Source organism: Skermanella rosea (assembly GCF_016806835.2).
GTDB lineage: Bacteria > Pseudomonadota > Alphaproteobacteria > Azospirillales > Azospirillaceae > Skermanella > Skermanella rosea.
Genome location: NZ_CP086111.1, coordinates 2134695 through 2159155, shown reverse-complemented (window position 1 = coordinate 2159155; position 24461 = coordinate 2134695). Strand labels below are relative to the sequence as shown.

At 68.5% G+C, this 24461-nt stretch carries 22 protein-coding genes; 17 read left to right on the top strand and 5 right to left on the bottom strand.

Annotated features, from left to right (window positions below; genetic code table 11):
• The first annotated feature begins 78 nt into the window (after positions 1–78).
• The 9 genes from tatA to JL101_RS09820 all read left to right on the top strand — a co-directional run bounded on the left by tatA (position 79) and on the right by JL101_RS09820 (position 9055).
• Positions 79–291, top strand: coding sequence for a twin-arginine translocase TatA/TatE family subunit (gene tatA / locus JL101_RS09860; protein ID WP_203102560.1), 213 nt, complete (start codon positions 79–81; stop codon positions 289–291).
• Positions 292–472: 181 nt separating this feature from the next.
• Complete coding sequence (locus JL101_RS09855) at positions 473–1387, top strand: SPOR domain-containing protein (RefSeq protein WP_203102559.1); 915 nt, start codon at positions 473–475, stop codon at positions 1385–1387.
• Positions 1388–1519: 132 nt separating this feature from the next.
• The gene (locus JL101_RS09850; RefSeq protein ID WP_203102558.1) at positions 1520–1888 is read left to right on the top strand and encodes a response regulator transcription factor; all 369 of its coding nucleotides are present in this window, start codon (positions 1520–1522) and stop codon (positions 1886–1888) included.
• Between the two features lie 42 nt (positions 1889–1930).
• Positions 1931–4015, top strand: a complete 2085-nt coding sequence (locus JL101_RS09845; protein WP_228435386.1) for a 3'-5' exonuclease — start codon at positions 1931–1933, stop codon at positions 4013–4015.
• Complete coding sequence (locus tag JL101_RS09840; protein WP_203102554.1) at positions 4012–4290, top strand: hypothetical protein; 279 nt, start codon at positions 4012–4014, stop codon at positions 4288–4290. Before JL101_RS09845 ends, JL101_RS09840 begins: the two co-directional genes overlap by 4 nt.
• On the top strand, positions 4290–7070 hold the full coding sequence (locus tag JL101_RS09835; RefSeq protein WP_203102553.1) for a sensor histidine kinase: 2781 nt from the start codon (positions 4290–4292) through the stop codon (positions 7068–7070). The genes JL101_RS09840 and JL101_RS09835 overlap by 1 nt, the downstream gene beginning before the upstream one ends.
• A gap of 10 nt (positions 7071–7080) precedes the next feature.
• Positions 7081–7830, top strand: a complete 750-nt coding sequence (locus JL101_RS09830; RefSeq protein WP_228435385.1) for a ZIP family metal transporter — start codon at positions 7081–7083, stop codon at positions 7828–7830.
• A 52-nt stretch (positions 7831–7882) separates the two neighbouring features.
• Complete coding sequence (locus JL101_RS09825; protein ID WP_203102552.1) at positions 7883–8080, top strand: hypothetical protein; 198 nt, start codon at positions 7883–7885, stop codon at positions 8078–8080.
• Between the two features lie 48 nt (positions 8081–8128).
• Positions 8129–9055 carry a dihydrodipicolinate synthase family protein gene (locus JL101_RS09820; RefSeq protein ID WP_203102551.1) on the top strand — a complete coding sequence of 309 codons (927 nt, stop codon included), beginning with the start codon at positions 8129–8131 and terminating at the stop codon, positions 9053–9055.
• An 81-nt stretch (positions 9056–9136) separates the two neighbouring features.
• Here JL101_RS09820 and JL101_RS09815 read toward each other — a convergent pair whose 3' ends face one another.
• The 3 genes from JL101_RS09815 to JL101_RS09805 form a co-directional block, all read right to left on the bottom strand.
• Complete coding sequence (locus JL101_RS09815; protein ID WP_203102550.1) at positions 9137–10741, bottom strand: sigma-70 family RNA polymerase sigma factor; 1605 nt, start codon at positions 10739–10741, stop codon at positions 9137–9139.
• A gap of 250 nt (positions 10742–10991) precedes the next feature.
• On the bottom strand, positions 10992–11954 hold the full coding sequence (gene dusA, locus JL101_RS09810; protein ID WP_211111283.1) for a tRNA dihydrouridine(20/20a) synthase DusA: 963 nt from the start codon (positions 11952–11954) through the stop codon (positions 10992–10994).
• A 73-nt stretch (positions 11955–12027) separates the two neighbouring features.
• Entirely contained in the window at positions 12028–12513 is a 486-nt protein-coding gene (locus JL101_RS09805; RefSeq protein ID WP_203102547.1) for a CreA family protein, read from the bottom strand.
• Positions 12514–12713: 200 nt separating this feature from the next.
• Here JL101_RS09805 and JL101_RS09800 point away from each other — a divergent pair, with 200 nt between their 5' ends.
• The 3 genes from JL101_RS09800 to JL101_RS09790 all read left to right on the top strand — a co-directional run bounded on the left by JL101_RS09800 (position 12714) and on the right by JL101_RS09790 (position 16494).
• A complete protein-coding gene (locus JL101_RS09800; RefSeq protein ID WP_203102545.1) occupies positions 12714–14879 on the top strand; it encodes an RNA degradosome polyphosphate kinase in 2166 nt (721 codons plus the stop codon).
• Between the two features lie 83 nt (positions 14880–14962).
• Positions 14963–15745, top strand: a complete 783-nt coding sequence (locus tag JL101_RS09795; RefSeq protein ID WP_203102543.1) for a DUF3108 domain-containing protein — start codon at positions 14963–14965, stop codon at positions 15743–15745.
• 65 nt (positions 15746–15810) lie between these two features.
• Complete coding sequence (locus JL101_RS09790; protein WP_203102541.1) at positions 15811–16494, top strand: glutathione S-transferase family protein; 684 nt, start codon at positions 15811–15813, stop codon at positions 16492–16494.
• Here the strand turns inward: JL101_RS09790 and JL101_RS09785 are convergent.
• Positions 16481–17083: a phosphorylase family protein gene (locus JL101_RS09785; protein WP_203102539.1), complete on the bottom strand. Its 603-nt coding sequence runs from the start codon at positions 17081–17083 to the stop codon at positions 16481–16483. The genes JL101_RS09790 and JL101_RS09785 overlap by 14 nt on opposite strands.
• 181 nt (positions 17084–17264) lie before the next feature.
• On the opposite strand from JL101_RS09785, the gene JL101_RS09780 reads away from it, so the two are divergent.
• Genes JL101_RS09780 through JL101_RS09765 form a run of 4 tightly spaced genes read left to right on the top strand, consistent with a single transcriptional unit; the run spans position 17265 to position 21418 of the window.
• The gene (locus JL101_RS09780; RefSeq protein WP_203102537.1) at positions 17265–18272 is read left to right on the top strand and encodes an ABC transporter ATP-binding protein; all 1008 of its coding nucleotides are present in this window, start codon (positions 17265–17267) and stop codon (positions 18270–18272) included.
• A gap of 54 nt (positions 18273–18326) precedes the next feature.
• Positions 18327–19637, top strand: coding sequence for an ABC transporter substrate-binding protein (locus tag JL101_RS09775; RefSeq protein WP_203102535.1), 1311 nt, complete (start codon positions 18327–18329; stop codon positions 19635–19637).
• Positions 19634–20557, top strand: a complete 924-nt coding sequence (locus JL101_RS09770; RefSeq protein ID WP_228435384.1) for an ABC transporter permease — start codon at positions 19634–19636, stop codon at positions 20555–20557. Before JL101_RS09775 ends, JL101_RS09770 begins: the two co-directional genes overlap by 4 nt.
• 3 nt (positions 20558–20560) lie before the next feature.
• A complete protein-coding gene (locus JL101_RS09765) occupies positions 20561–21418 on the top strand; it encodes an ABC transporter permease (protein WP_203102533.1) in 858 nt (285 codons plus the stop codon).
• A gap of 6 nt (positions 21419–21424) precedes the next feature.
• On the opposite strand, the gene JL101_RS09760 is transcribed toward JL101_RS09765, so the two are convergent.
• The gene (locus tag JL101_RS09760; RefSeq protein WP_228435383.1) at positions 21425–22264 is read right to left on the bottom strand and encodes a GNAT family N-acetyltransferase; all 840 of its coding nucleotides are present in this window, start codon (positions 22262–22264) and stop codon (positions 21425–21427) included.
• A gap of 114 nt (positions 22265–22378) precedes the next feature.
• Between JL101_RS09760 and recG the strand changes: the two genes are divergently transcribed.
• Positions 22379–24460 carry an ATP-dependent DNA helicase RecG gene (gene recG / locus JL101_RS09755; protein ID WP_203102532.1) on the top strand — a complete coding sequence of 694 codons (2082 nt, stop codon included), beginning with the start codon at positions 22379–22381 and terminating at the stop codon, positions 24458–24460.
• The last annotated feature ends 1 nt before the right edge of the window (position 24461 follow it).

Here is a 24461-nt window from a genome sequence, read left to right as displayed (position 1 = left end):
CAAGTGCAGCAAGCCATCAGCGGAAAACCACTCAACCGGGAACTGCCGGCAAGGCGGGGCCTCACTGGAGACAAGACTATGGGTTCCTTCAGCCTCTTCCACTGGATCGTCGTTCTGGCAGCCGTCATGCTGCTGTTCGGTACCAAGCGCATTCCCCAGGCGATGGGCGATATCGCCCGCGGCATGAAGCAGTTCCGGAACGGCCTCCGGGAAGACGAATCCCCGGAAGTGCAGGCGGCCCCCGCCGGCCGGCCGGCCGAGCTGCCCCGCGATACCGTCTCGCGCACCTGACCGGAACGCCCCGCAGGGTCATTCCGGACTGTGGAGGACCCACCGCGCGGCCTGTGCGGTGGGTCCTCCCCATTTTGATTTACGGGGTATTAAGACCTCCGGGCGCCTATTCGACCGAAGGACGGAATAATAGACGGAGTTTGCCCGGACGGTGCGACGCGCCCGGGCCGGATAGCGCTCGATGAACTTCAAATCCACCGCCATGGCCGTGGGGCTGGTGCTGACCTTCGCGGCAGGAGCCTGGGTCAGCACGGTGATGCTGGCGCCGCCACGCACCACCACCGTGACCGTCGAGCCGTCGGCAGAGCCGCCCCGACCTGCCGTTCCCGTTTCTCCCCCGCCTCCGCCGGCGAGCCCTCCTCCGCAGGTCGCCGCGGACCCGCCGCCCACGTCGATCCTTCCGCCGATGCCGCCGCCGGCGCCGACGGTCCCGGCACCGGCGCAGGACGCGCCGCCGCAGGCGGCCCAGGAAGCCGCGCCCGCTCCCCAGCCGCCCGCGGAAAGCGCGTCGGAGCCGCAGGTGCCCGAGCCGCCTCCGCCGGCCGAGACGACGGCGGAAGCCGTTCCGGAAGCACCGCCCACCTCCCTGGAGCCGCCTCCCGCCGAGGCGGCCCCGGTGGAAGCGCCGCCGCCTGCCCCCGCGGCGGAGCCGGCGCCCGGACCGTCTCCCGGCGCTGTGACCGAAGCGCCGCCGGAGAAGCCGGAAGCCCCTGCCGAACCGGCCATCGATCCGGCGCTCGCGGCGCTCAGCGACCTGGTGTCGAAGCCGCGCGACCCCACTCCCGCCCCCGCGGTGCCTCCGACCCTGCCGGTGCCCGACCGGCCCGCACGGGAACGGCCGGCGGAGCAGATCCCCAGCCGCTATTACACGGTCCAGGTCGGCAGCTTCCAGGACCCGGCCAACGCCGCCAGCCTCGCGCGCGAGCTTTCGGGGAAGGGCTGGGACGCCTTCGTCTCGGACTGGACCAACGGCGCGGGCAAGACCTGGAAGGTGGTCCGGGTCGGCCGCTACGGAACCGAGAAGGAGGCCGCCGACGCGTCCACGGAACTCCGGAGTGCGGCAAATCTTCGCGGTAATGTCATCCGCGTCCGATAGATCACAATTTTCTTATAGTCTCTGTTGATCGGATAGAAGCCCTCTGGGTACATTGGGCTCCACTGGTGTTGACCATAACTAATAAGAATACGACCCCGGCCGCGGGGTTGGGCGCCGGAGGAAATGCCGTCCATGAGCCAATCCATCCTGATCGCCGACGACGAGCCGAGCATCCTGCTCTCGCTCCAGTTCCTGCTTCAGAAAGCCGGCTTCGAGGTCCGCCTCGCCAAGAACGGCGAGGAGGTCATCCAGGCGCTGGAGCAATCGGTCCCGGACCTGATCCTGCTCGACGCCATGATGCCCAAGCGCGACGGCTTCGACGTGTGCCAGACCATACGGGCCAACCCCGACTGGCAGCGGCTGCCCGTGATCATGCTGACCGCCAAGAGCCGCGACGTGGAACGGCAGAAGGGCATGGCGCTCGGGGCGACCGACTACGTCACCAAGCCCTTCTCCACACGCGACCTCGTCGAAACGGTGCGCAAGCACCTCGCCGCCTGACGCCGGCACGGGAGCCTGCAATCCATGGACGGACGCCGCAGAATGGCCCTCCTGTTCGCGTCGGTCGGTGCGGTCGCCGCCGTCCTGATGATCCTGCTGCCGGCGGCGCTCGCCAACGCCGACGGGGCCGGCAATCCGGTGGTGACCCAGGCCGTCGGCGGGGTCGCCGTCGCCGTGGCCACCGTGTTCGCCCTGTGGCGGATCATCGACGGAAGCATCCTGCGGTCCCTGGCGGCGCTGGCCGGAGAGGCCCGCGTGATCGGCCACGGCACCGTGGCGGCCCGGGTCCCGCCGGAGCGGTACGCGGCGCTCTCCCCCCTGCCCCAGGCGATCAACGAGCTGGGCGAGAAGCTGGCCGCCGCCCGGTCGGACATCGACGAGGCGGTCGCCTCCTCCACCGCCGTCGTGCAGGAACAGAAGAGCCGGCTGTCCACCCTGCTGCGCGACCTGCACGAGGGTGTCCTGGTCTGCAACCAGCAGCACCAGATCCTTCTCTACAACCAGGCGGCATTGACGCTGCTCCACCTGACCGCCGATCTGGGACTCGGCCGCAACCTGCTCCAGGTGGTGACCCGGGCGCCGGTTCTCCACACGCTGGAGCGGCTGACCCTGCGCGTCAAGGACGGGCGTCACCATAGCCACCCCATGGGCGTCACGGCCGAGTTCGTCGCCGCCACCACCGATGGGCGCTACCTGCTCCAGGGACGCATGAGCCTGATCCTCCAGGAGGAGGACGCCCTGACCGGCTATGTCGTCACGTTCGACGACGTCACCGCCAAACTGGCGGCGCTCGGCAAGCGCGACGCGGTGCTCCGGGCCGCGACGGAAGGGTTCCGGCCGCCGGTCGCCAACCTGCTGGCCGCGGCCGAGACCCTGTCCGACAACCCCGACCTGGACCGGGAGTCGCGCAGGGCCTTCGAGCAGGTGATCCTGGAGGAATGCGCGGCCCTGTCCGGCCGCCTGGAGAGCGTCACCGCCGACTACCGGAGCATCATCACCGGTGCCTGGCCGATGAGCGACATCCATTCCGGCAACCTGATCAACCTGGTCATCGCCCGGGTCGCCGCCGCCGGCGGGCCTGCCATCACCCTGACCGGCCTGCCGCAGTGGCTGCACGGCGACAGCTACAGCCTCGTCGTGCTGCTCGACCATCTGGTGCGGCGGCTGGGCGAAGTCACCGGCGCCCGGAACTTCGACCTCTCGGCGGAGACCGGGGGCTCGTGGGTCTTCGTCGACATCTCGTGGAGCGGTACGCCGGTCGCCTCCTCCGTCGTGGACGGCTGGATGGAGCAGGCCCTGCCCGACGCCCTGGGCGGCCTGACCGTCACCGACGTCCTTCAGCATCACCGCAGCGAGCTGTGGTGCGACGCGCCCCGGCCGGGACAGGCGCGCATGCGGGTGCCGCTGCCGCCGACGGAGCAGCTCCACGGCCATGCCGACCGGGCGCCGCCCTCCGCCCGGCCGGAATTCTTCGATTTCTCCCTGCTGCACCAGCCGATCGCCACGGCCGAGCTGGGCCGGACACCGCTCGACAAACTGACGTTCGTCGTTTTCGATACCGAAACGACCGGCCTGCGCCCGTCCGACGGCGACGAGATCATCCAGATCGCCGGGGTCCGGATCGTCAACGGGCGCATCCTGACCGGCGAGACCTTCAGCCAGCTGGTCGATCCCGGCCGGACGATCCCGCCGGAGACGATCCAGTTCCACGGCGTCACCGACGACATGGTGCGCGGCAAGCCGCGGGCATCGGTCGTGCTGCCGCAGTTCCATCTGTTCGTGTCGGGTGCCGTGCTGGTCGCGCACAACGCCGCCTTCGACCTCAAGTTCCTCAAGATGAAGGAGAAGGTCAGCGGAGTGCGGTTCGACCATCCCGTGCTCGACACCATGCTGCTGTCGCGCCAGCTCCAGGGGCCGGACGCCGACCACACGCTCGACGGAATCGCCAAGCGGCTGGGCATCCAGGTGGTCGACCGCCACACCGCGCTGGGCGACAGCCTGCTGACCGCGGCGATCTTCCTGCGGTTCGTCGACATGCTGCGGGAGCAGAACGTCATCACGCTGGACGACGCGATCCGCAGCGCCAACATGCTGGTCGAGCTGCACGCCCGGGAGCGGGCGTTTTGACCGCCCGGCGCGACAGGGCGCCGGCGGGGGGATCTCCGGGATCACCCTCCGGTGAACGCCTCGTCGCGCTGTTCCTGCTGGCGCTGGTGCTGTTCAACCCGCCGCTCCTGAAGGCGTTCGGAGCGCCGGGCACCCTGTTCGGGTGGCCGGCTCTGCTGGTCTACATCTTCGGCGCCTGGGCCCTGGTGATCATCCTGCTCGGGCTGGCGATGGAACGCCGGCAGCGGGAGGGCCTCGGCCGCGACGGCCAGAACCGGGACGGGAGCGACCGGTAATGCCGGCCTGGCTGATCGCCGTCGCCTCCTTCTCCTACCTGTTCCTGCTGTTCGCCATCGCCTGGGTGGCCGACCGCCAGGCCGACCGGGGCCGCAGCGTCATCGCGAGCCCCTATGTCTACGCCCTCTCCCTTGGCGTCTTCTGCACCACCTGGACCTTCTACGGCAGCGTCGGGCGGGCGGCGACCCTCGGCATCGGGTTCCTGCCGGTCTATCTCGGGCCGACGCTGGTCATGGTGCTGGGATATCTCGTGCTCGCCAAGATCCTGCGCATCGCGCGCAAGCAGCGCAGCACCTCGATCGCCGACTTCATCGCGTCCCGCTACGGCAAGAGCCACCTGCTCGGCGGGCTGGTCGCAGCCATCGCGATCGTCGGGATCACGCCCTACATCGCGCTCCAGCTCAAGGCGGTGTCGGTCAGCTTCGACCTGTTGGCGGGCACGGATCCGTCGGGCTTCGGGACCGGCCCGCAGTCGGCGCTCCTCGCGGACAAGGCGTTCTACGTCGCCCTGCTGATGGCCGCCTTCGCCATCGTGTTCGGCACCCGCAGCATCGACGCGACCGAGCACCACCAGGGCATGGTCGCGGCGGTGGCGTTCGAGAGCGTGGTGAAGCTGCTCTCCTTCCTGGCGGTCGGCATCATGGTCGTGTGGGGCCTGCACGACGGCTTCGCCGATCTGTTCGACAATGCCGCGGCCGACCCGAGGACCGCCCGCCTGCTGACCGCGGAGCCGGCCCTGGCGGACGGCAGCTGGATCACGGTGACGCTGCTCTCAATGGCGGCGATCATCTGCCTGCCGCGGCAGTTCCAGGTCACGGTGGTGGAGAACATGCGGGAGTCCCACCTGCGCCGCGCGGTCTGGCTGTTCCCGCTCTACCTGCTGCTGATCAACCTGTTCGTGCTGCCGGTGGCGGTGGCCGGCCTGATGCTGTTCCCCGGCGGGACGGTCGATCCCGACATGTTCGTCCTGGCAGTGCCGCTGTCGGAAGGCTGGCGCGCCCTGGCCCTGTTCGCCTTCCTGGGCGGCCTGTCGGCGGCCACCGGCATGATCATCGTCGAGACGGTGGCGCTCAGCACCATGGTGTCCAACGACCTCGTCATCCCGGCGCTGCTCAACCTGCGCCTCCTGAAGCTTGACCGTCACCCGGACCTGACGCGCCTGCTGCTGGCGATCCGGCGGGTCGCCATCCTGACGATCCTGCTGCTGGGATACGCCTATTTCCGGTTCGCCGGCAGCGCCTACGCGCTGGGGGCGATCGGGCTGATCTCCTTCACCGCCGTCGCCCAGTTCGCCCCGGCGCTGATCGGCGGCATCTTCTGGAGCCGGGCGACCCGGCGCGGCGCCATCGCCGGGCTGGTCGCCGGGATCGCCGCCTGGACCTATACGCTGCTGCTGCCGTCCTTCGCGCGGTCGGGCTGGCTGGACCCCGGCTTCCTGACCGAAGGCCCCGCCGGCATCTCCCTGCTGCGGCCCTACGCGCTGTTCGGCCTGGAGGGGCTGGATCCCCTGTCGCACGCGCTGTTCTGGAGCATGCTGGCCAACCTGGGGCTCTATGTCGGCGTGTCGCTGTTCGACCGGCCCAGCGTCGGGGAACGGGTGCAGGCACACGCCTTCGTCGATGTGTTCCGCCAAACCGACCGCTCGATCGAGGGCGGCACCTGGAGAGGCAGCACGACGATCGGCGACCTGATCGCCCTGGTCGGGCGGTTCCTCGGGCCGCAGCGGGCCGAGCAGGCCTTCGCCGGCTTCGCCCGGGGCCGCAACATCGACCTGCGCCGCGACCGCCAGGCGACCGCCGAACTGGTCCGATTCGGCGAGCGGCTGATGGCCGGCGCGGTCGGTGCCGCGTCCGCCCGCGTGGCCCTGGCCTCCGCGGTCAAGGGCGGCGAGGTCACCATGGCCGAGCTGCTGCGCATGCTGGACGAGACCAGCCAGGTGCTGGAATACAGCCGGCAGCTGGAACAGAAGTCCGCCGAGTTGGAGCGCACCTCCGCGGCGCTCCGGGCCGCCAACGAGAAGCTGCTCGAACTGGACCGGCTCAAGGACGATTTCCTGTCCACCGTCACGCACGAGCTGCGGACGCCGCTGACCTCCGTTCGCGCCTTCGCCGAGATCCTGCACGACAACCCCGATATCGACCGCGAGCAGTCGCAGGAGTTCCTTGGCGTGATCATCCGGGAGAGCGAGCGGCTGACCCGGCTGATCAATCAGGTCCTCGATATGGCCAAGATCGAGGCCGGCGAGATCGACTGGACGATCGGTCCGGTCGATCTCGCCGCGATCATGCGCGACGCGGCGGCGACCACCGCGCAGGTGTTCAAGGACAAGGACGTCGTTTTGGAACAGCGCATCCCGGCCGACGTGCCGCCGGTATGGGGGGACCACGACCGCCTGACGCAGGTCGCGATGAACCTGCTGTCCAACGCCGCCAAGTTCACCCCGTCCGGAACCGGCCGGGTCGTGGTCAGCGTCGAGCCGGTCGCGGAGGGGGTCCGCGTCTCCGTCGCCGACAACGGTCCGGGCATAGCACCGGGCGACGCGGAGATCGTCTTCGACAAGTTCCGCCAGGTCGGCAACACCATGACCGACAAGCCGCAGGGCACCGGCTTGGGCCTTGCCATCTGCAAACGCATCGTCGAACATCTGGGGGGTCGCATCTGGTTGGAAACCGCGCCGGGCGAGGGTGCAACCTTCGCCTTCCTCATCCCTTACCAGAGCGCTTCATCAACCACTTCTCCCCCGGGCGCCGAGACGGTGGCGACCGCAGCCGACGATTGACGGAAAAGGCGTGTCCATAATTCTCATCGGGTTTCTTGCCAGCCTCGCCGCCGGGTCCGCCACCGGCCTCGGGGCCGTGCCCCTGCTGTTCCTGCGCAAGGTCTCAAGCCGGCTCCAGAATGGGCTCCTGGGGTTCGCCGCCGGCGTGATGCTGGCGGCCTCGTTCTTCTCGCTGATCCTGCCGGCATTGGAGACCGGGGCCGGCCCGGCCGTGGTCGGCACCGGAATCCTGCTCGGCGCCACCTGCCTGTGGGCGCTCGACCTGCTGACCCCGCACGAGCACTTCATCAAGGGCCGCCAGGGGCCGGAGACCGATACCTTCCGGCGCATCTGGCTGTTCGTGATCGCCATCACCCTGCACAACATCCCCGAGGGGCTGGCCGTCGGCGTCGGGTTCGGCACCGGCAGCACCGCGACCGGGTTTCCCCTCGCCTTCGGGATCGGCCTCCAGAACATGCCGGAGGGCCTGGCGGTGGCCGTGGCGCTCCACAGCATCGGTTACCAGCGCGGCAAGGCCGTCGCCATCGCCCTGGCGACCGGGCTCGTCGAGCCCCTGGGCGCCCTGCTCGGGCTTCTCGCCGTGTCCCTGGCCGCCCCCTTGCTGCCCTGGGGCCTCGCCTTCGCCGCCGGCGCCATGATCTTCGTCGTCAGCAACGAGATCATCCCGGAAACCCACCGGGCCGGGCTGGAGAAGGCGGCGAGCGTCGGCCTGATGCTTGGGTTCGTCATCATGCTGTACCTGGACGTCTCGCTCGGGTGATCATCCGCTCCCTTTCTTGTTAGCCTTGGTGAACCCCCAGAGGAGGATCAGCATGGCCGATGAGCAGCGCCCGAACGAGACCGCGACCAGCCCGAAGAGCCCCCGGATCCCGCGCCCGCCGTCCAAGGAGGAGGTGGACCAGATCAGCGAGGCCCAATCCATGATCACCGACGACTGGACCGGCGAAGGCGGCGACAAGCCCGCGGACCAGGAAAAGACCGCAGACCAGGAAAAGACTGCGGACCGGTGATAAGCTGGCCGCGGGTCCGCCGATCCGGGGCCGCAGGGAGGAAAAGGAATGGGCGAAAAGCTGAACGAACGGGCGAGCGGCGTGTACATCATCGCCGCCACCCCGTTCGAGGACGACGGCAAGCTGGACCTTGCCAGCACCGACCGGATGGTGGACTTCTACCTGGAGTGCGGCGTCGATGGCATGACGATCCTCGGCATCATGGGCGAGGCGCCGAAACTGACCCCGGACGAGCAGCAGGGCTTCATGCGGCGCGTGTTCGACCGGATCGCCGGACGTATCCCCGTGATTGTGGGCGTCAGCAATCCGGGGACCAACAACCTCGCGGCGTTCGCCCACTCCGCGATGGATGCCGGCGCCGCCGGAGTCATGATTGCCCCGATGTCCGGCCTGAAGACCGAGGAGCAGGTGATCAACTACTTCGCGGAGACCCTGCGCATCCTCGGCCCGGACGTGCCGGTGGTGTTCCAGGATTTTCCGCAGGTGACCCAGGTCCCCGTGTCGGTCGCGACGCTGCGGCGGGTGTTCGACGACCACCCCCAGATCGTGATGCTGAAGCACGAGGACGCGCCCGGCCTGCGCAAGCTGAGCCAGATCCGGACCTGGCCCGACACGGGCGGGCGCCGCATCAGCATCCTGGTCGGCAACGGCGGGCTCCACCTGCCCCAGGAGCTCAGGCGCGGCGCCGACGGCGCCATGACCGGTTTCGCCTATCCGGAGATGCTGGTCCAGGTCTGCCGGCGCTTCTTCGCGGGCGACGCCGACGGGGCGGAGGACCTGTTCGACACCTACCTGCCGATCGTCCGCCACGAGCAGCAGGCCGGCATCGGCCTCGCGATCCGCAAGGAGATCCTGCGACGGCGCGGCGTCCTGTCCTCGGCCGCCGTCCGGGCACCCGGCCCCAGGCTGAACGCCGACGACCACAAGGAACTGGACAGCCTGATGGCGCGGCTGGAGACCAGGCTCGGCGGCTGATCCGGAAGGCCGAATCGAAAGCGCCGGCGGAAGATCGCTCTCCCGCCGACGCTTTCGTGTGCCCTCACTCCCGGGCCGGCCTCAGCCTTCCAGGAAGGTCTTCAGCACGCGAGCGTGCTTGGCCCGGCCGAGCCGCTGCAGAGCCTTCGCCTCGACTTGGCGGATACGCTCGCGGGTCACGTTGTAGTCGCGGCCGATGTCCTCAAGCGTCTCCTCGGTCCCGGCAAGGCCGAAGCGGCGGCGGATGATGTCGGCCTCGCGCGGGGTGAGGTCGTCCAGGATCTCCGACAGCTTCTCGCGCAGCGAGCCGGCGGCGATCGCGTCGAACGCGCCGGTCGTGGCGCTGTCCTCCAGGAAGTCGCCCAGCCGGGCGCCGTCGTCGTCGTCACCGACCGGAGCGTCGAGGCTGACCGCGTCGGCCGCCATGCGAAGCAGCTCGGCGACCTTCTCGACCGGCATCGCCAGCGCGGTCGCGATGTCCTCGTTGGTCGGCTCGATGCCCCGGCGCAGGCGGAGCTGGACCGCGCAGCGGCGGATCTTGGTCAGCGCCTCGCAGGCATGGGCCGGCATGCGGATGGTGCGACCCTGGTCGGCCAGCGCACGGGTCATCGACTGCCGGATCCACCAGGTGGCATAGGTCGAGAACTTGTAGCCGCGCCGCCAGTCGAACTTCTCGATCGCGGTCATCAGGCCGATGTTGCCCTCCTGGACCAGGTCCAGGAACGGCAGGCCCCGGTTCAGGTGCTTGCGGGCCAGGGCCGCGACCAGACGGAGGTTCGCCTTGGCGAAGGACTCCTTGGTGCGGATCTGGTCGTTCTGCGACCGCTGCAGGCGGGCGGACAACTCGCGGAACTGGCCGATCGGCAATCCGACGGTCTGGCCGATCTCGGCCAGCTCGGCGAACAGAGCGTCGACTTCCTGGCCCTTGCGCTCGGCCAGCTTGGCCCAGGCACCGCCCTTGGCAGCCCGCTTCGCCAGCCAGTCCTGCTCGTCCTCGGAGCCGAGATAGGCTTCCAGGAAGGCCTCGCGCTTGACGCCTGCGGCCATGACGACGCGGGCCAGGCGGCCATCGACGCCGACGATGCGCCGGTTGACATCGCGCATGGTGTTGATCAGTTCGGTGCGCAGGTCGATCGACAGCGGCAGCTCACGGATAAGCGCGGCGGCAGCCGCGGCGTCGGTCCGTTGGACCGCCTCGATCCGCTCCAGCGCCTCGACCACCGACGCGGCCAGTTCGGCAGCGGATACGACCGGAACCGCCACGGCCTCCGCTACTTCCGAATCCGCATCGGCGACCTCGGCGAGGTCGTCGTCCAGAGCCGCATCCTCGCTCTCGGCCTCGGCCCCCATGCGGGCGAAGCGCTCCAGGTCCACGACGGTGCCGACATTCACGGAACCGTCCCGCAGGCCCTGGAGGCTCTGCATGAGGCGAGTGCACGTGAAGGGGCTCGCCGCGATCACGTCATCGATCGCGGAGCGGGCGGCCTCCATGCGCTGGGCGAGCGTCACCTCCTGCTCACGCGTCAGCAGCGGGTGCTGCGCCACGTCACGCAGGTACAGCCGGACCGGGTCGGTCGAATGCTCGGCGAAGGCGATGTTGCCGCGGGCTCCCGCGGTTTCGTTGCGCACCGCAGTGGCGCGATCTGCGTCGGCGACAGGTTGCGCCGTGATTTCAAGGGCGGTCATAACGATTGTCCTCGGATTTCCAACTCAGTCCCGCCGACCCCTGCCGAGGCGGAGGAATAGAAATTCACTCGGTTCGGAAACCATTGTCACGGCACCGCCTTCGTCTCGCGGCACCGCTCACGTTACCAAAATCTGACACAGCTATTTCCGATCGGTGAACGGCCGGCCATTTCGGTCTTTACGGGCAGTTTGTCAAGGGCTAAACCGCGAATTCCAGACAACACGGTACAGGCCGTTTTGTCGCGCCCCTTTATTCGGCGGCCTGGGAAAATCCCTTCGAGGGATTGATCCGGGCCAGCGCAGCCTCGACAACCTCAGGCCCCGCGCCGGTCTTGTGGGCAAATTCGCTCAAATGCCGCCGCCACGCCCGGCCGCCGCGTTGCCCCTGGAACAGACCTGTCATGTGTCGGGTGATGGCATTCAGGGGCACGCCCTCGACCCTCCGCGCCTCGATATAGGGCAGCATCCGGCGCACCGCCTCCTCCCGAGTCGGGACCGATTCGCCACTCCCGTGGAATCGGCGGTCGACCTCCGCCAGCACGTAGGGATTCTTGTAGGCGGCCCGGCCCAGCATGACCCCGTCCACCACCTGGAGATGCTCGGCCGCCGAGTCCAGGTCCAGGATGCCGCCGTTGATCGTGATGTCCAGGTCCGGGTTCTCCTGCTTGAGCCGGTGGACCAGATCGTACCGCAGCGGCGGGATGTCGCGGTTCTCCTGGGGACTCAGCCCCTTCAGCCAGGCCTTGCGGGCATGGACGATGAAGCGGGTGCAGCCGGCGGCGCGCACGGCCGCGATGAAGCCCTCCAGCGTCGGCCATTCCTCCATCTCGTCGATCGCGATCCGCGACTTGACCGTCACGGGGATCGACACGGCCGACCGCATCGCGCCGACCAGCTCGGCGACGAGGCCGGGTTCCGCCATCAGGCAGGCGCCGAAGCGGCCGGACTGCACCCGATCGCTCGGGCAGCCGACATTCAGGTTGACCTCGTCGTAGCCGAAGGCTTCCGCGATCCGCGCGCATTCCGCCAGGGCCTGGGGATCGCTGCCGCCCAGCTGCAGTGCCACCGGGTGCTCGTCCGGATGGAAGGCCAGCAGCCGCTCCCGCGGGCCGTGCAGGATCGCTCCAGTCGTGACCATTTCGGTATAGAGCAGCGCATGCCGGCTGATCTGTCGCAGGAAGTACCGGCAGTGCCGGTCCGTCCAGTCCATCATGGGAGCGACGGAGATGGGATGGGTTCGTGTGGTCACGTCAGGTCTCGTCAGTCATCGGGCGCTCGGCACCCCTCTAGTCCCGCCACGGCATGATCGGCACGGTCGAGACGGCGTTCATCGGCGATCCGTCCACCATCTTGGTGCTGTAGCTCAGATAAACCAGGGTGTTGCGCTTGCGGTCGAACATGCGCACCACGCGGGTCTCCTTGAACAGGATCGAGGTGTCGGCGGTGAAGACCTCCTCGTTGTCGCGCAGCCGGTCAGGCACGGTGATCGGGCCTATCTGCCGGCAGGCGATGGAGAATCGCGAGGGGTCTTCCGCCAGCCCCAGGCTGCCTGAGACCCCTCCCGTCCGCGCCTGGCTCAGATGGCAGGCGACGCCCGGGACCTTCGGGTCGTCGAACGCCTCTACGCAGACCCTGTGGTTGGCCCCGAGCAGCTTCCAGGCCGTGGTGACGCAGCCCACCTCCTCCGCCCCGGCCGGAACCGCCGAAGCCAAGCCAACCACCACCCCGGCCAGCGCTCCGACCAGCGCCCCGGCGAAACCGTACCGGCTCATGTCTGTTCTCCGTCTTGGATACCCGCGGCAACAGACACGCGGAACGATCGTCGAAGTCAAGGACCCGCCGGGGCGATATGACACAGGACGGCAATCGACACAAAATGTTAACAAATGTTGCATGCGGCAGCCTTGAATGTTGCCGCATGTTGCGCCGCTGATGACCGGCACGGCTGACGAACAGCATCTGGGGGAAGGAAATGGACACGACCGTGGAAGCGACCAGCCAGCAGAAGGCGGCGCGCCCGAACAAGCCCGGGCAGCAGCCGCAGGCCGAACCGCTGGAACTGCCGCCCGACCGCTTCATCAATCGCGAGCTGTCCTGGCTCTCCTTCAATGACAGGGTGCTGGGGGAGGCCCACAACACCAACCACCCGCTGCTGGAGCGGCTGCGCTTCCTGTCGATTTCGGCCAGCAACCTGGACGAGTTCATCATGGTCCGGGTCGCGGCGCTGAAGGCCCAGGAGCGCGCCGGGGTAAAGGCGCTCACGCCCGACAACCTCCTGCCGGAACAGCAGCTGGCCCTGATCAACCAAGCCATCATCCAGCTGAACGACCAGCAGCAGGACTGCGCGAACGCCCTGCTGGAGGAGCTGCGCCAAGCGGGCATCTGGGTCGTGGCCCCCAAGGACCTGTCCGACGCCGACCGGGACTGGGCGGAGGACCGCTTCCTGCGCGAGATCTTCCCCGTCCTGACCCCCATCGCCGTCGATCCCGCCCATCCATTCCCCTTCATCGCCAACCGGGGCGTGGCCCTAGTCCTCCAGCTCAAGGACCCGGAGAAGAGCGAACCGCTCGACGCGCTGATTCCGTTGCCCACCCAGCTGGAGCGATTCGTCCGCCTTCCCGGCTCCGGCACCCGCTTCCTGCTGCTGGAAGATCTGGTGCTGATGTTCCTCGACCGCCTGTTCCCGCCGCCGCTCAAGCTGACCGGGCACGGCCTGTTCCGTGTGCTGCGCGACAGCGAGATCGACATCGACGAGGAATCCGAGGACCTGGTCCGCACCTTCGAGAGCGCCCTGAAGCGGCGCCGGCGCGGCAAGGTGATCAGCCTCGCGGTCGAGGCGGAGACGACCCTCGACCTTCGCGAGTTCCTGGTCGGCGAGTTGCGCGTCTCGCCCGGCGACGTCTTCGTCCAGAAGGGCCTGATCGCGCTGGGCGACGTCAAGCAACTCATCCTGGACGAGCGGAGCGACCTGCTGTTCCCGCCCTTCACCGCCCGGTTCCCGGAACGGATCCGCGACTTCGGCGGCAACTGCTTCGCGGCGATCCGGCACAAGGACATCCTGGTCCACCACCCGTACGAGAGCTTCGACGTGGTGGTCCAGTTCCTGCTCCAGGCGGCGCGCGACCCGGCGGTGGTCGCGATCAAGCAGACGCTGTACCGGACCAGCAAGAACTCGCCCATCGTGGCGGCCCTGATCGAGGCGGCGGAGGCCGGCAAGTCGGTCACCGCCATGGTGGAGCTGAAGGCCCGTTTCGACGAGGAGGCCAACATCCAGTGGGCCCGCGACCTGGAGCGCGCCGGCGTCCACGTGGTCTACGGCTTCGTCGACCTGAAGACCCACGCCAAGGTGTCGCTGGTGATGCGGCGCGAGGCCGACGGGCTGCACAGCTACGTCCATTTCGGCACCGGCAACTACCACCCGATCACCGCCAAGGTCTACACCGACCTGTCCTTCTTCACCTGCGACCCGGCGCTCTGCCACGATGCCTCGGTCATGTTCAATTACATGACGGGTTATGCCAAGCCCCAGCACCTGGAGAAGCTGGCGATCGCGCCGCTGACCCTGCGCAGCCGGCTGGTCGAGATGATCGACCGGGAGATCGCCCACGCCCGCGCCGGCCGCAAGGCGGCGATCTGGATCAAGCTCAACTCCCTCGTCGATCCCGACATCATTGACAAGCTATACGAGGCGTCCCACGCCGGCGTGCAGATCGACATGATCATCCGCGGCATCTGCTGCCTGCGCCCCGGCGTGCCCGGGCTGTCGGAGAATATCCGGGTCAAGAGCATCGTCGGCCGCTTCCTGGAGCACAGCCGTATCATGTGCTTCGGCGACGGCCACCCCCTGCCTTCCCCCAAGGCGAAGGTCTATATCTCCTCGGCCGACTGGATGCCGCGCAACCTGGACCGCCGGATCGAGACGCTGGTGCCGATCGAGAACGCCACCGTCCACGAGCAGATCGTCGAGCAGATCATGGGCACCAACCTGCGCGACCGGGCGCAGAGCTGGCTGATGGGACCGGACGGCGCCTTCACCCGGATGGAAGCGGAGCCGGGCGCCCCGAACGCCCATACCTATTTCATGCAGAATCCCAGCCTGTCCGGCCGGGGCAGCGCCCGGGGCGCCGGCCGGGGCTGAATTTTTCCGCCACGGTGTCGCCACTCGGACCTGGAGAATGCGGTTAACCATCATCCGCACTCTCCAGATCCGGGGAAACCACCATGGCACTGATCCGCACCTGCGCCGCCGCCGTCGCCCTGTGCGCACTCCCTCTCCAGGCGGAGGCCATGAAGCTGGACTACGACGTCTATGCCGGGGGTCTGTTCCTTGTCAGCGGAGCCATGACCCTCGACATCGCGGGCGACCGCTACTCCGCAGGCGTCGAGGCGAAGGGCGGCCGGCTGATCGACCTGCTGTCCCGCTGGTCCTACCGGGCATCAGCCGACGGCCGGGTGGAGGCAGGCACCCGCGTCGAGCCCGAGCAATTCCGCTCCGACCGCCGGCAGCGCAAGCGCCACCGCACGCTGGCCTTGGACTATGACGGTGCCGGCAACGTGTCCGTGACGGCCGAGCCGCCCCAGTCCGAACTGGCCTCCGGCGCGGTCGCGCCGGAGTTCCGCCCCAACACGCTGGACCCGGTCAGCGCCGCGGTCGGGATCATCGCCGCGGGCGGCGAAACCGGATGCACCGGCACCTTTCCGGTCTTCGACGGCCGGCGCCGCTACGACGTAACCGTGACGTCGGAGGGCCCCGATACCCTCCAGAAATCGCCGCGCAACATGCACCAGGGCGCCGCCGAGAAATGCACGATCCGCATCCATCCCGTCGCCGGATTCGAACGCGACCGTGACGAGGGCGAGTTCTTCCAGTACGGCGTGGACCGCACCGCGACGGCCTGGTTCGCGAGCCCCCTGCCCGGCGAACCCCGGGTCCCGGTCAAGATCCAGGTCGGGCTGGAGTGGATCGACGTCGTCATGAACCTCGTCGCGGCGCGCAGCGGCTGACCGGGCACGGCACAAATCGGTGCCGAACCGCAATTCTACAGGGCAACATTCCGGGAAGAACCGACATGATACGCCTCTATTTCCACCACACGCCGAATCCGATGAAGGTGGCCCTCTTCCTGGAGGAGGCCGGCCTCGACTACGAGGTGGTTCCGGTCGACACCTTCAAGGGCGAGCAGCACTCCCCCGACTTCCTCAAGGTCAACCCCAACGGCAAGCTGCCGGCGATCGAGGACGACGGCGTGCCGGTGTTCGATTCCAACGCGATCCTGCTTTATCTTTCCGAGAAGACCGGCAAGTTCGGCGGGAAGCCGGAAGACCGGGGTAGCCTTCTGTCGTGGCTGATGTTCGTCGCGACCGGCCTCGGTCCCTATTCCGGCCAGGCCGTGCATTTCCAGCGCACCCATACGGAAAGCGCCTACGCGACCAACCGCTATCGCCGGGAGGCCGAGCGCCACTACCGGGTCCTCGACGACCGGCTGGCCGAGCGCGATTACCTCGTCGGCGGCGAGTTCACGATCGTCGACATGGCCGCCTGGGGCTGGATCGACCGCGCCCCCTACGTGATGAACGACAGCGACACGCCGCTGGATGCCACGCCCAACCTGAAGCGCTGGTTCCAGGCCATCGACTCCCGCCCCGCCGTCGCCAGGGTCCGCCGGATCGCGCAGGACATCCCCTTCAAGCGAGATTTCGACGAGGTTACGCTCCGCTCGCTGTTCCCGCAGAACTACGTCAAGCCAGCCTGACGGCGGCGAGCGCGCGCAACGCCCGCCGGGTGTCCAGGGCCACCCGGACCAGGGCCGGGATCTGGCCGGGCCGGGCCGCGACGCTCGCGAGGACGGCGCCCAGGGCGACCCGCCCGCCCGGTCCCATGCCGACCAGCGCCGCGGGAGGCAACTCCCGCTCCGCCGGGTCGGCGATGGCCCGGATCACCGCGAACGGAACGCCGGCGTCGGCGCAGAGCCGTGCCACTCCCCCGCTCTCCAGATCGACCGCGACGGCACCGGTGCGCCGGTGGAGGTCCCGCTTCGCGGCCGCGCCCGGCACGATCGCCGCCGCACCCGCGACCGGCGCCCGCATGGCACCTTCCGGCACCGCGCAACCCGGCGGCAGGCCGGCTGGAAATCGGCTGCCATCCTCCAGGACCACCTCGGACGCGATCACCAGCGTTCCGGGGGCGAGGCCGGGCGCCAAGCCGCCGGCAATGCCGAAACTGACCAGCCCGCCGGCCCCGTCGGCGAGCAGCCCCGCCGCCCCTGCGGGCAGCGCGACCTTCTGGCCGGACCGCCGGGCGATCCGGGCCTCCGCCTCCATGCCGACAACGATGCCCCACATCACCGCGGTTGCCTAAGATGCATGCAAAAGATCCTGATCTGAATAGAATTTGACCATGGTTCCCTCGTGCCGGAGGCCCCCGCCTCTCTTTCCGCCCGTTCGACCTCCCTGGCATTCAAATTGCTGAAGAGTGGCCTGCTGATGATCGGCAAGTCAAAGAGACAGGGTGGAGTAGAGGCGAATGGCCGGACCGGCGGATATCGAACTCGCTGCGGTCACCAAGATGTACGGGCCGGTAACGGCGGTCGATTCGATCGACCTGCGCATTCCGGCGGGAACATATTGCTGCCTTCTGGGACCCAGCGGCTGTGGCAAGACTTCGACGCTCCGGATGATCGCGGGACATGAGTCCGTCTCCGACGGCGACATACTGCTTGGCGATACGCACATCAACGACCTGCCGCCCGCCCGGCGCGGCACGGCGATGATGTTCCAGAGCTACGCGCTGTTCCCGCACCTCACCTGCGTCGACAACGTCGCCTTCAGCCTGAAGCTGAAGGGGGTTTCGAAGCCCGAGCGCCGGGCCAAGGCCATGGACCTGCTCGGCCTCGTCCAGATGGACAAGTACGCCGAGCGCCTGCCCGCCCAGCTTTCCGGCGGGCAGCAGCAGCGGGTCGCCCTCGCCCGCGCGCTGATCACCAACCCGAGCGCGCTGCTGCTGGACGAGCCGCTGTCGGCGCTCGACCCCTTCCTGCGGGTCAAGATGCGGGAGGAGTTGAAGCGCCTCCAGCGCGAGCTTGGCATCAGCTTCATCCACGTCACCCACGGGCAGGAGGAGGCGCTGGCGCTCGCCGACCTCGTCGTGGTGATGAACAACGGGCGCATCGCCCAGGCCGGCTCCCCGCGCGAGGTGTTCAACCGGCCGCGCGACGCCTTCGTCGCCCGGTTCATCGGCGGGCACAATGTCCTGTCGTCCCTCGACGGAGCCGCCGGCCGGCAGTTCGCGGTCCGCACCGACAAGATCCGCATCCTTCCAGACCGGGCGGCCGCAGGCCCCAACAGCTTCACCGGCACGGTCCGGCTGGTCGAGTACCAGGGACCGATGGTCCATCTGCGCCTGGCATCCCCGGGCGTCGAGGAGTTCGCCGTGACCGTCACCGAACAGGCCTTCTTCGCGGCCCCGCTCAACGCCGGCGAGAGGGTCACCGCCGTCTGGGCCGAGGAAGACATGCACCCGCTCGCCGCCTGATCCCGAGCGGCCGGCCCCACAACCGACAAACAAGAAAACCGAGAGGCTTCAAAGATGAGCAGAGACACCACCGATTCGCCGAAGCCGGTTTCCGCCGGTATCACCCGCCGGCAGGCGCTGAAGGGGACCGCCGCAGCGGCCGGCCTAGCCGTCGGCAGCGGCGCCATCACCGGGTTCCCGACGATCTGGGCGCAGAACATCAAGAACGTGACGCTGCGCCAGTTCGGCACCGGCGTGTCCAACCTCAACGCGGTCGCCGAGAAGGTGAAGCAGGACCTGGGCTTCACCCTCCAGATGACGGCGCTGGACAGCGACGCGGTTTCCCAGCGCGCGGTCACCCAGCCCAAGTCCTACGACATCGCCGACATCGAGTACTGGATCTGCAAGAAGGTCTTCCCGGCCGGCGTCATGCAGCCGATGGACGTCGGCAAGATCAAGAACTTCGACAAGATCGTCCCGCTCTTCATCACGGGCAAGCTGACCCCGGAGTCCACCATCGCGCAAGGCACGGCGCCGCATACCGTGGGTTTCGTCGAAGGCAAGGATTCGACCAAGTTCGCCACGTCGCAGACCCAGTGGATGACGCTGATCCCGACCATCTACAACGCGGACACCTTGGGCATCCGTCCCGACCTGGTCGGCAAGCCGATCACCCAGTGGAAGGACCTGCTCGACCCCGCGTTCAAGGGCAAGGCGTCGATCCTCAACATCCCGTCGATCGGCATCATGGACGCCGCCATGGTCGCCGAGTCCATGGGCGAGATGAAGTACGGCGACAAGGGCAACATGACCAAGGCTGAGATCGACAAGACCGTCGCCTTGCTGATCGAGGCCAAGAAGGCCGGCCAGTTCCGCGCCTTCTGGAAGACCTTCGACGAGAGCGTCAACCTGATGGCGTCCGGCGAGGTCGTGATCCAGTCCATGTGGTCGCCCGCGGTCGCCGCGGTCCGCGCCAAGGGAATCCCCTGCACCTACCAGCCGCTCAAGGAAGGCTACCGCGCCTGGGGCGGCGGCCTGGGCATCGCCAAGCATGTCAGCGGACTGGAGTTGGAAGCGGCCTATGAATACATCAACTGGTACCTGTCCGGCTGGGTCGGCGCCTACCTGAACCGCCAAGGCTACTACAGCGCCGTGCTCGACACCGCCAAGGAGCACATGAGCGCCGAGGAATGGGCCTTCTGGATGGAAGGCAAGCCGGCCGCGACCGACATCCTCAGCCCGGAGGGCAAGGTGATGGAGAAGGCGGGCGCGGTCCGCGACGGCGGCTCGTTCTACGACCGCATGGGCGCCGTGGCGTGCTGGAACGCCGTCATGGACGAGGACCGCTATATGCTCCGCAAGTGGAACGAGTTCATCGCCGCATGACCGGCCAGACCCAAACCCTCCCGGCCCGGCGCCGGGAGGGGGCGACGTCGAAGCGCCTCGACCGGACACGTCTGGCTGCGGCGGTCGCCCCCTATCTCCAGGTGGCGCCGCTCACGCTCACCTTCGCCGTGTTCCTCCTCGTCCCGATCGCCACCATCGTCGTCGTCAGCTTCTGGGACTACGATTCTATCCGGGTGATCCCCGACTTCATGCTGCTCAATTACGAGGAGCTTCTGACCTCGCCGGTCACCTGGCAGATCTACCTGAACACGCTGAAATACGCGGCGCTGACCTGGGCGCTGACCTTGGGCATCGGCTTCACCGTCGCCTATTTCCTGGCCTTCCATGTCCGGTCGCTGACCTGGCAGATCACCTTGTTCATGATCTGCACGATCCCGTTCTGGACATCGAACATCATCCGCATGATCTCGTGGATCCCGTTCCTCGGCCGCAACGGGCTGCTCAACTCGACCCTGCTCGCCATGGGCGTGATCGACCAGCCGCTGGAGTTCCTGCTGTTCTCGGACTTCTCCGTGGTGCTGGCCTTCGTGCATCTCTATGTGCTGTTCATGGTCGTGCCGATCTTCAACTCCATGATGCGGATCGACCGGGTCCTGGTCGAGGCGGCGGTCGATGCCGGCGCCACCGGCTGGCAGGTGCTGACCAACGTCATCATCCCCCTGAGCAAGCCGGGAATCGCGATCGGCTCGATCTTCGTCGTCACCCTCGTCATGGGCGACTTCATCACGGTGCGCTTGATGAGCGGCGGCCAGAGCGCCTCGGTCGGCCTGATGATGGCGAACCAGATCTCCCTGCTGCAATACCCCGCCGCGGCGGCCAACGCGGTCGTGCTGCTGCTGGTCGTCCTGATGATGGTGGCGCTGATGCTGCGGGTCGTCGATATCCGAAAGGAGCTGTGAGCCATGGCGAAACCACGGCGCGGACGGGAACCCCGCCCGCTCGGCTTCTATCTGCTGGCCGCCTTCTTCGGGCTGTTCGTGCTGTTCCTCTACGGCCCGATCGCGACCATCGTGATCCTGTCGTTCCAGGGACCGAACGGCGGGCTGACCTTCCCGATGAACGGGGTCTCGACGCACTGGTTCCACAACCTCTTCGAGCAGCAGGCGGTCGGGGACTTCGGCGGGGCGCTGACCCGCTCGCTCAGCCTGGGACTGATCGTCATGGTGGTGACCGTCCTGTTCTCGGTCGCCGCCGGGCTGGGCTTCCGCCACCGCTTCCGGGGCTCGGGCGTGGTCTTCTACGTCGCCGTGGCCAGCCTCATCGTGCCGTCGATCCTGGTCAGCCTGGGCATCGGGCTGATGTTCAACATCGTCGGGTTCGAGCCGAACTGGTACAGCTCGGCGCTGGGCGCCCACCTGACCTGGACCCTGCCCTTCGGCCTGCTGATCATGTTCGCGATCTTCAACCGCTTCAACCGGGCCTACGAGGAAGCGGCCCGCGACCTGGGCGCCACGCCCTGGCAGACGATCCGGTTCGTGGTGCTGCCGATCATCGCCCCCAGCGTCATCGGGATCGCGCTGTTCGGCTTCACCCTGTCCTACGACGAGTTCGCCCGGACCCTGATGACGGCCGGCAGCTTCAACACGCTGCCGCTGGAAATCTACGGCATGACCACCAACGTCACGACGCCGGTGCTGTACGCGCTGGGCACCCTGACGACCGCCTTGTCCTTCCTGGTGATCCTGGCAGCGCTGGGAGCCGTCCTGCTGGTCCAGCGCCGCCGGGCGCGGCAGGGGTCCGATGCCGGCGTCGGAGTTTGAGCCCGGTCACCCCAGCTCGAACGTCGTGATGCCGAAGATCCGGCCGAGGTCCAGGTCGAGCGGCCGGCCGGCATACATGCGGGCGGTCTCGAACACCGGGACGAGGCCGTACCGCCCGGCCAGCGCCACCGCGGCGCGATTCGGCTCCGGCACGTCCAGGATCACCGGCTCGCCCCCGGGGATCCTGGCGCACAGCCCGCGGAACAGCTTGTCCGCCGTTTCCGCATCGTCGGCGAACAGCGGCCCGATCTTCCAGCCGGCCCGGCAGGGCCGGGCGACTGCATAGCCGCCGAGGTCCCCGGCGGCTCCCACGGCGGCCAGCCCGACGACCCCGGGCATGCCGATCCAGGCCGACAGGAAGGCCGGGCGCGGCGCGCCGAACAGCGGCCGGTCGTAACCCAGCAGCCGGTCGAACGGCACCGCGGCAAGGTCGGTGAGCCGGTCCGGCGGCGTAACCGCCGGCACGGTCCCCTGGTAGCGCACATTGCGATGCGCCAGGACGAAGCCCGACTTCCGGTAATTGTCCTGCTGGGCAACGACGCCGTCCAGGCCGACCGTCCGTCCGGCCAGATACGCCATGCCGGCCCGCCAGACCGCCATGCCCAGTCCCCGCCCCCGGTATTCCGGCCGCGCGATATAGAGCCCGAGGAAGCCCAGGTCCTCGCCATAGCGCACGACGGAGACGGCCGCGGCCGGCCGGCCGTCGCCAGCCTCCGCGACCAGGAAACCGCTCGGGTCGGCGGCATGGAACGGCACCGCGTCGCCCAGCCCGGGATTCCAGCCTTCCTCGGCCGCCCACTCGATCACCTGATCCACCTCGCCCCGGCTCATCGTCCTGACCGTCACGCCAGCGCTCCCCGTTCGATCCGTCGCTCGGGATTGAAGCACGACGCGGAACTTGCGACAACGGGCCGGCTGCGGCTAAGTCCGCCATCCCATCCCGCGTAACGAGGGCGCTCCTTGCGGCCAGACATCCTGTTCCCCCTGTTCGCTCCCGTCACGACGCTGAAGGGGCTCGGACCGAAGCTCGGCAAGCTGACCGAGAAGCTGGTCGGTCCCCATGTGGCGGACCTGCTGTGGCATCTGCCGACCGGCATCATCGACCGCCGCTTCGCGCCCGACGTGGCGAACGCCCCCGACAACGCCATCGCGACCTTGACCGTCCGGGTGGAGCACCACTCCGCCCCGATGAACCCGCGGCACCCCTACAAGGTGCGTTGCCGGGACGACAGCGGGGAGATCGACCTGGTGTTCTTCCACGCCCGCGGCGAGTGGCTGCTGAAGCAGCTTCCGCTCGGGCAGCAGATCGTCGTCAGCGGCAAGGTCGAGTGGTTCAACGGCACGCCCCAGATGGCGCACCCGGACCATATCGTCCCGGCCGACGCCAAGGGGGAGTTCGAGGCGGTCGAGCCGGTCTATCCCATGACCGCCGGCCTCGCCTCCAAGGTGTTGCGCAAGGCCATGGCCTCGGCCCTGGCCGCCGCCAGGGAACTGCCGGAATGGCAGGACCCCGCGTGGCTGGCCCGGCGCGGCTGGCCGTCATGGCGCGCCGCCCTCGGCACCGTCCACAATCCGCAGGACGAATCCGACCTGTCCGGCCTGGCGCCGCCGCGCTGCCGGCTCGCCTTCGACGAGCTGCTGTCCAACCAGCTCGCACTTGCCCTGATCCGCCAGCACCAGCGCAAGCTGTCGGGCCGATCGGTCAAGGGCGACGGCCGCCTGCGGGCCAAGGTGGTCGCGGCCCTGCCCTTCGCCCTGACCGGCGCCCAGGCCGGAGCGCTGGAGGAGATCTACGCCGACATGCAGGCGGACCGCCGCATGCTGCGCCTGCTCCAGGGCGACGTCGGCAGCGGCAAGACGGTCGTGGCGCTGCTCGCCATGCTCAACGCCGTCGAGGCCGGCGCCCAGGCGGCGCTGATGGCCCCGACGGAAATCCTCGCCCGCCAGCATTTCGAGACGCTGGGGCCGCTGGCGGAGGCCGCCGGGGTGCGGCTCGGCGTGCTGACCGGGCGCGACAAGGGCAAGGCGCGGGCGGCCATCTACGAGCGGCTGGCCGCCGGGGAGATCGACATCATCGTCGGCACCCATGCCCTGTTCCAGGAGGACGTCGCGTTCCGCGACCTCGCCGTCGCGGTGATCGACGAGCAGCACCGATTCGGCGTCCACCAGCGGCTCCAGCTGTCGTCCAAGGGCCGGGGCGTCGACGTCCTGGTGATGACCGCGACGCCGATCCCGCGGACCCTGACGCTGACGGCCTACGGCGACATGGACGTGTCGCGCCTGACCGAGAAGCCGCCCGGCCGCAAGCCGGTCACCACCATCACGATCCCGATCGACCGGCTGGAAGAGGTGATCGCCGGCGTCCGCCGCAAGATCGCCGAGGGCGCCCGGGTTTATTGGGTCTGCCCGCTGGTGGAGGAATCGGAGCTGGTCGACCTCGCCGCCGCCACCGACCGGCACGCGCTGCTGCGCGCGGAGATCGGCGAGCGGGTCGGGCTGGTCCACGGCAAGATGAAGCCGACGGAAAAGGACACTGTCATGGCCGCCTTCGCGGGCGGCGACCTGGACGTGCTGGTGGCGACGACGGTGATCGAGGTCGGGGTCAACGTGCCCGAGGCCTCCGTCATGGTGATCGAGCATGCCGAGCGCTTCGGCCTCGCCCAGCTTCACCAGCTCCGGGGCCGGATCGGCCGGGGCACCGCCGCCTCGACCTGCCTGCTGCTTTACGACAATCCCCTCAGCCAGACCTCCAAGGCCCGGCTCTCGATCATGAAGGAGACCGAGGACGGCTTCCTGATCGCCGAGGAGGACCTGCGCCTGCGCGGCGCCGGCGAGGTGCTGGGCACGCGCCAGAGCGGCCTGCCGGAGTTCCGCATGGCCGACCTCGCCGTCCACGGCGACCTGCTGGCGGTCGCCCGCGACGACGCCCGGCTGATCCTGGAGAGGGACCCGGAGTTGCAGACGGAGCGCGGCAAGGCGCTCCGCGTGCTGCTCTACCTGTTCGAGCGGGACCAGGCGGTGAAGTATCTGCGGTCGGGATAGG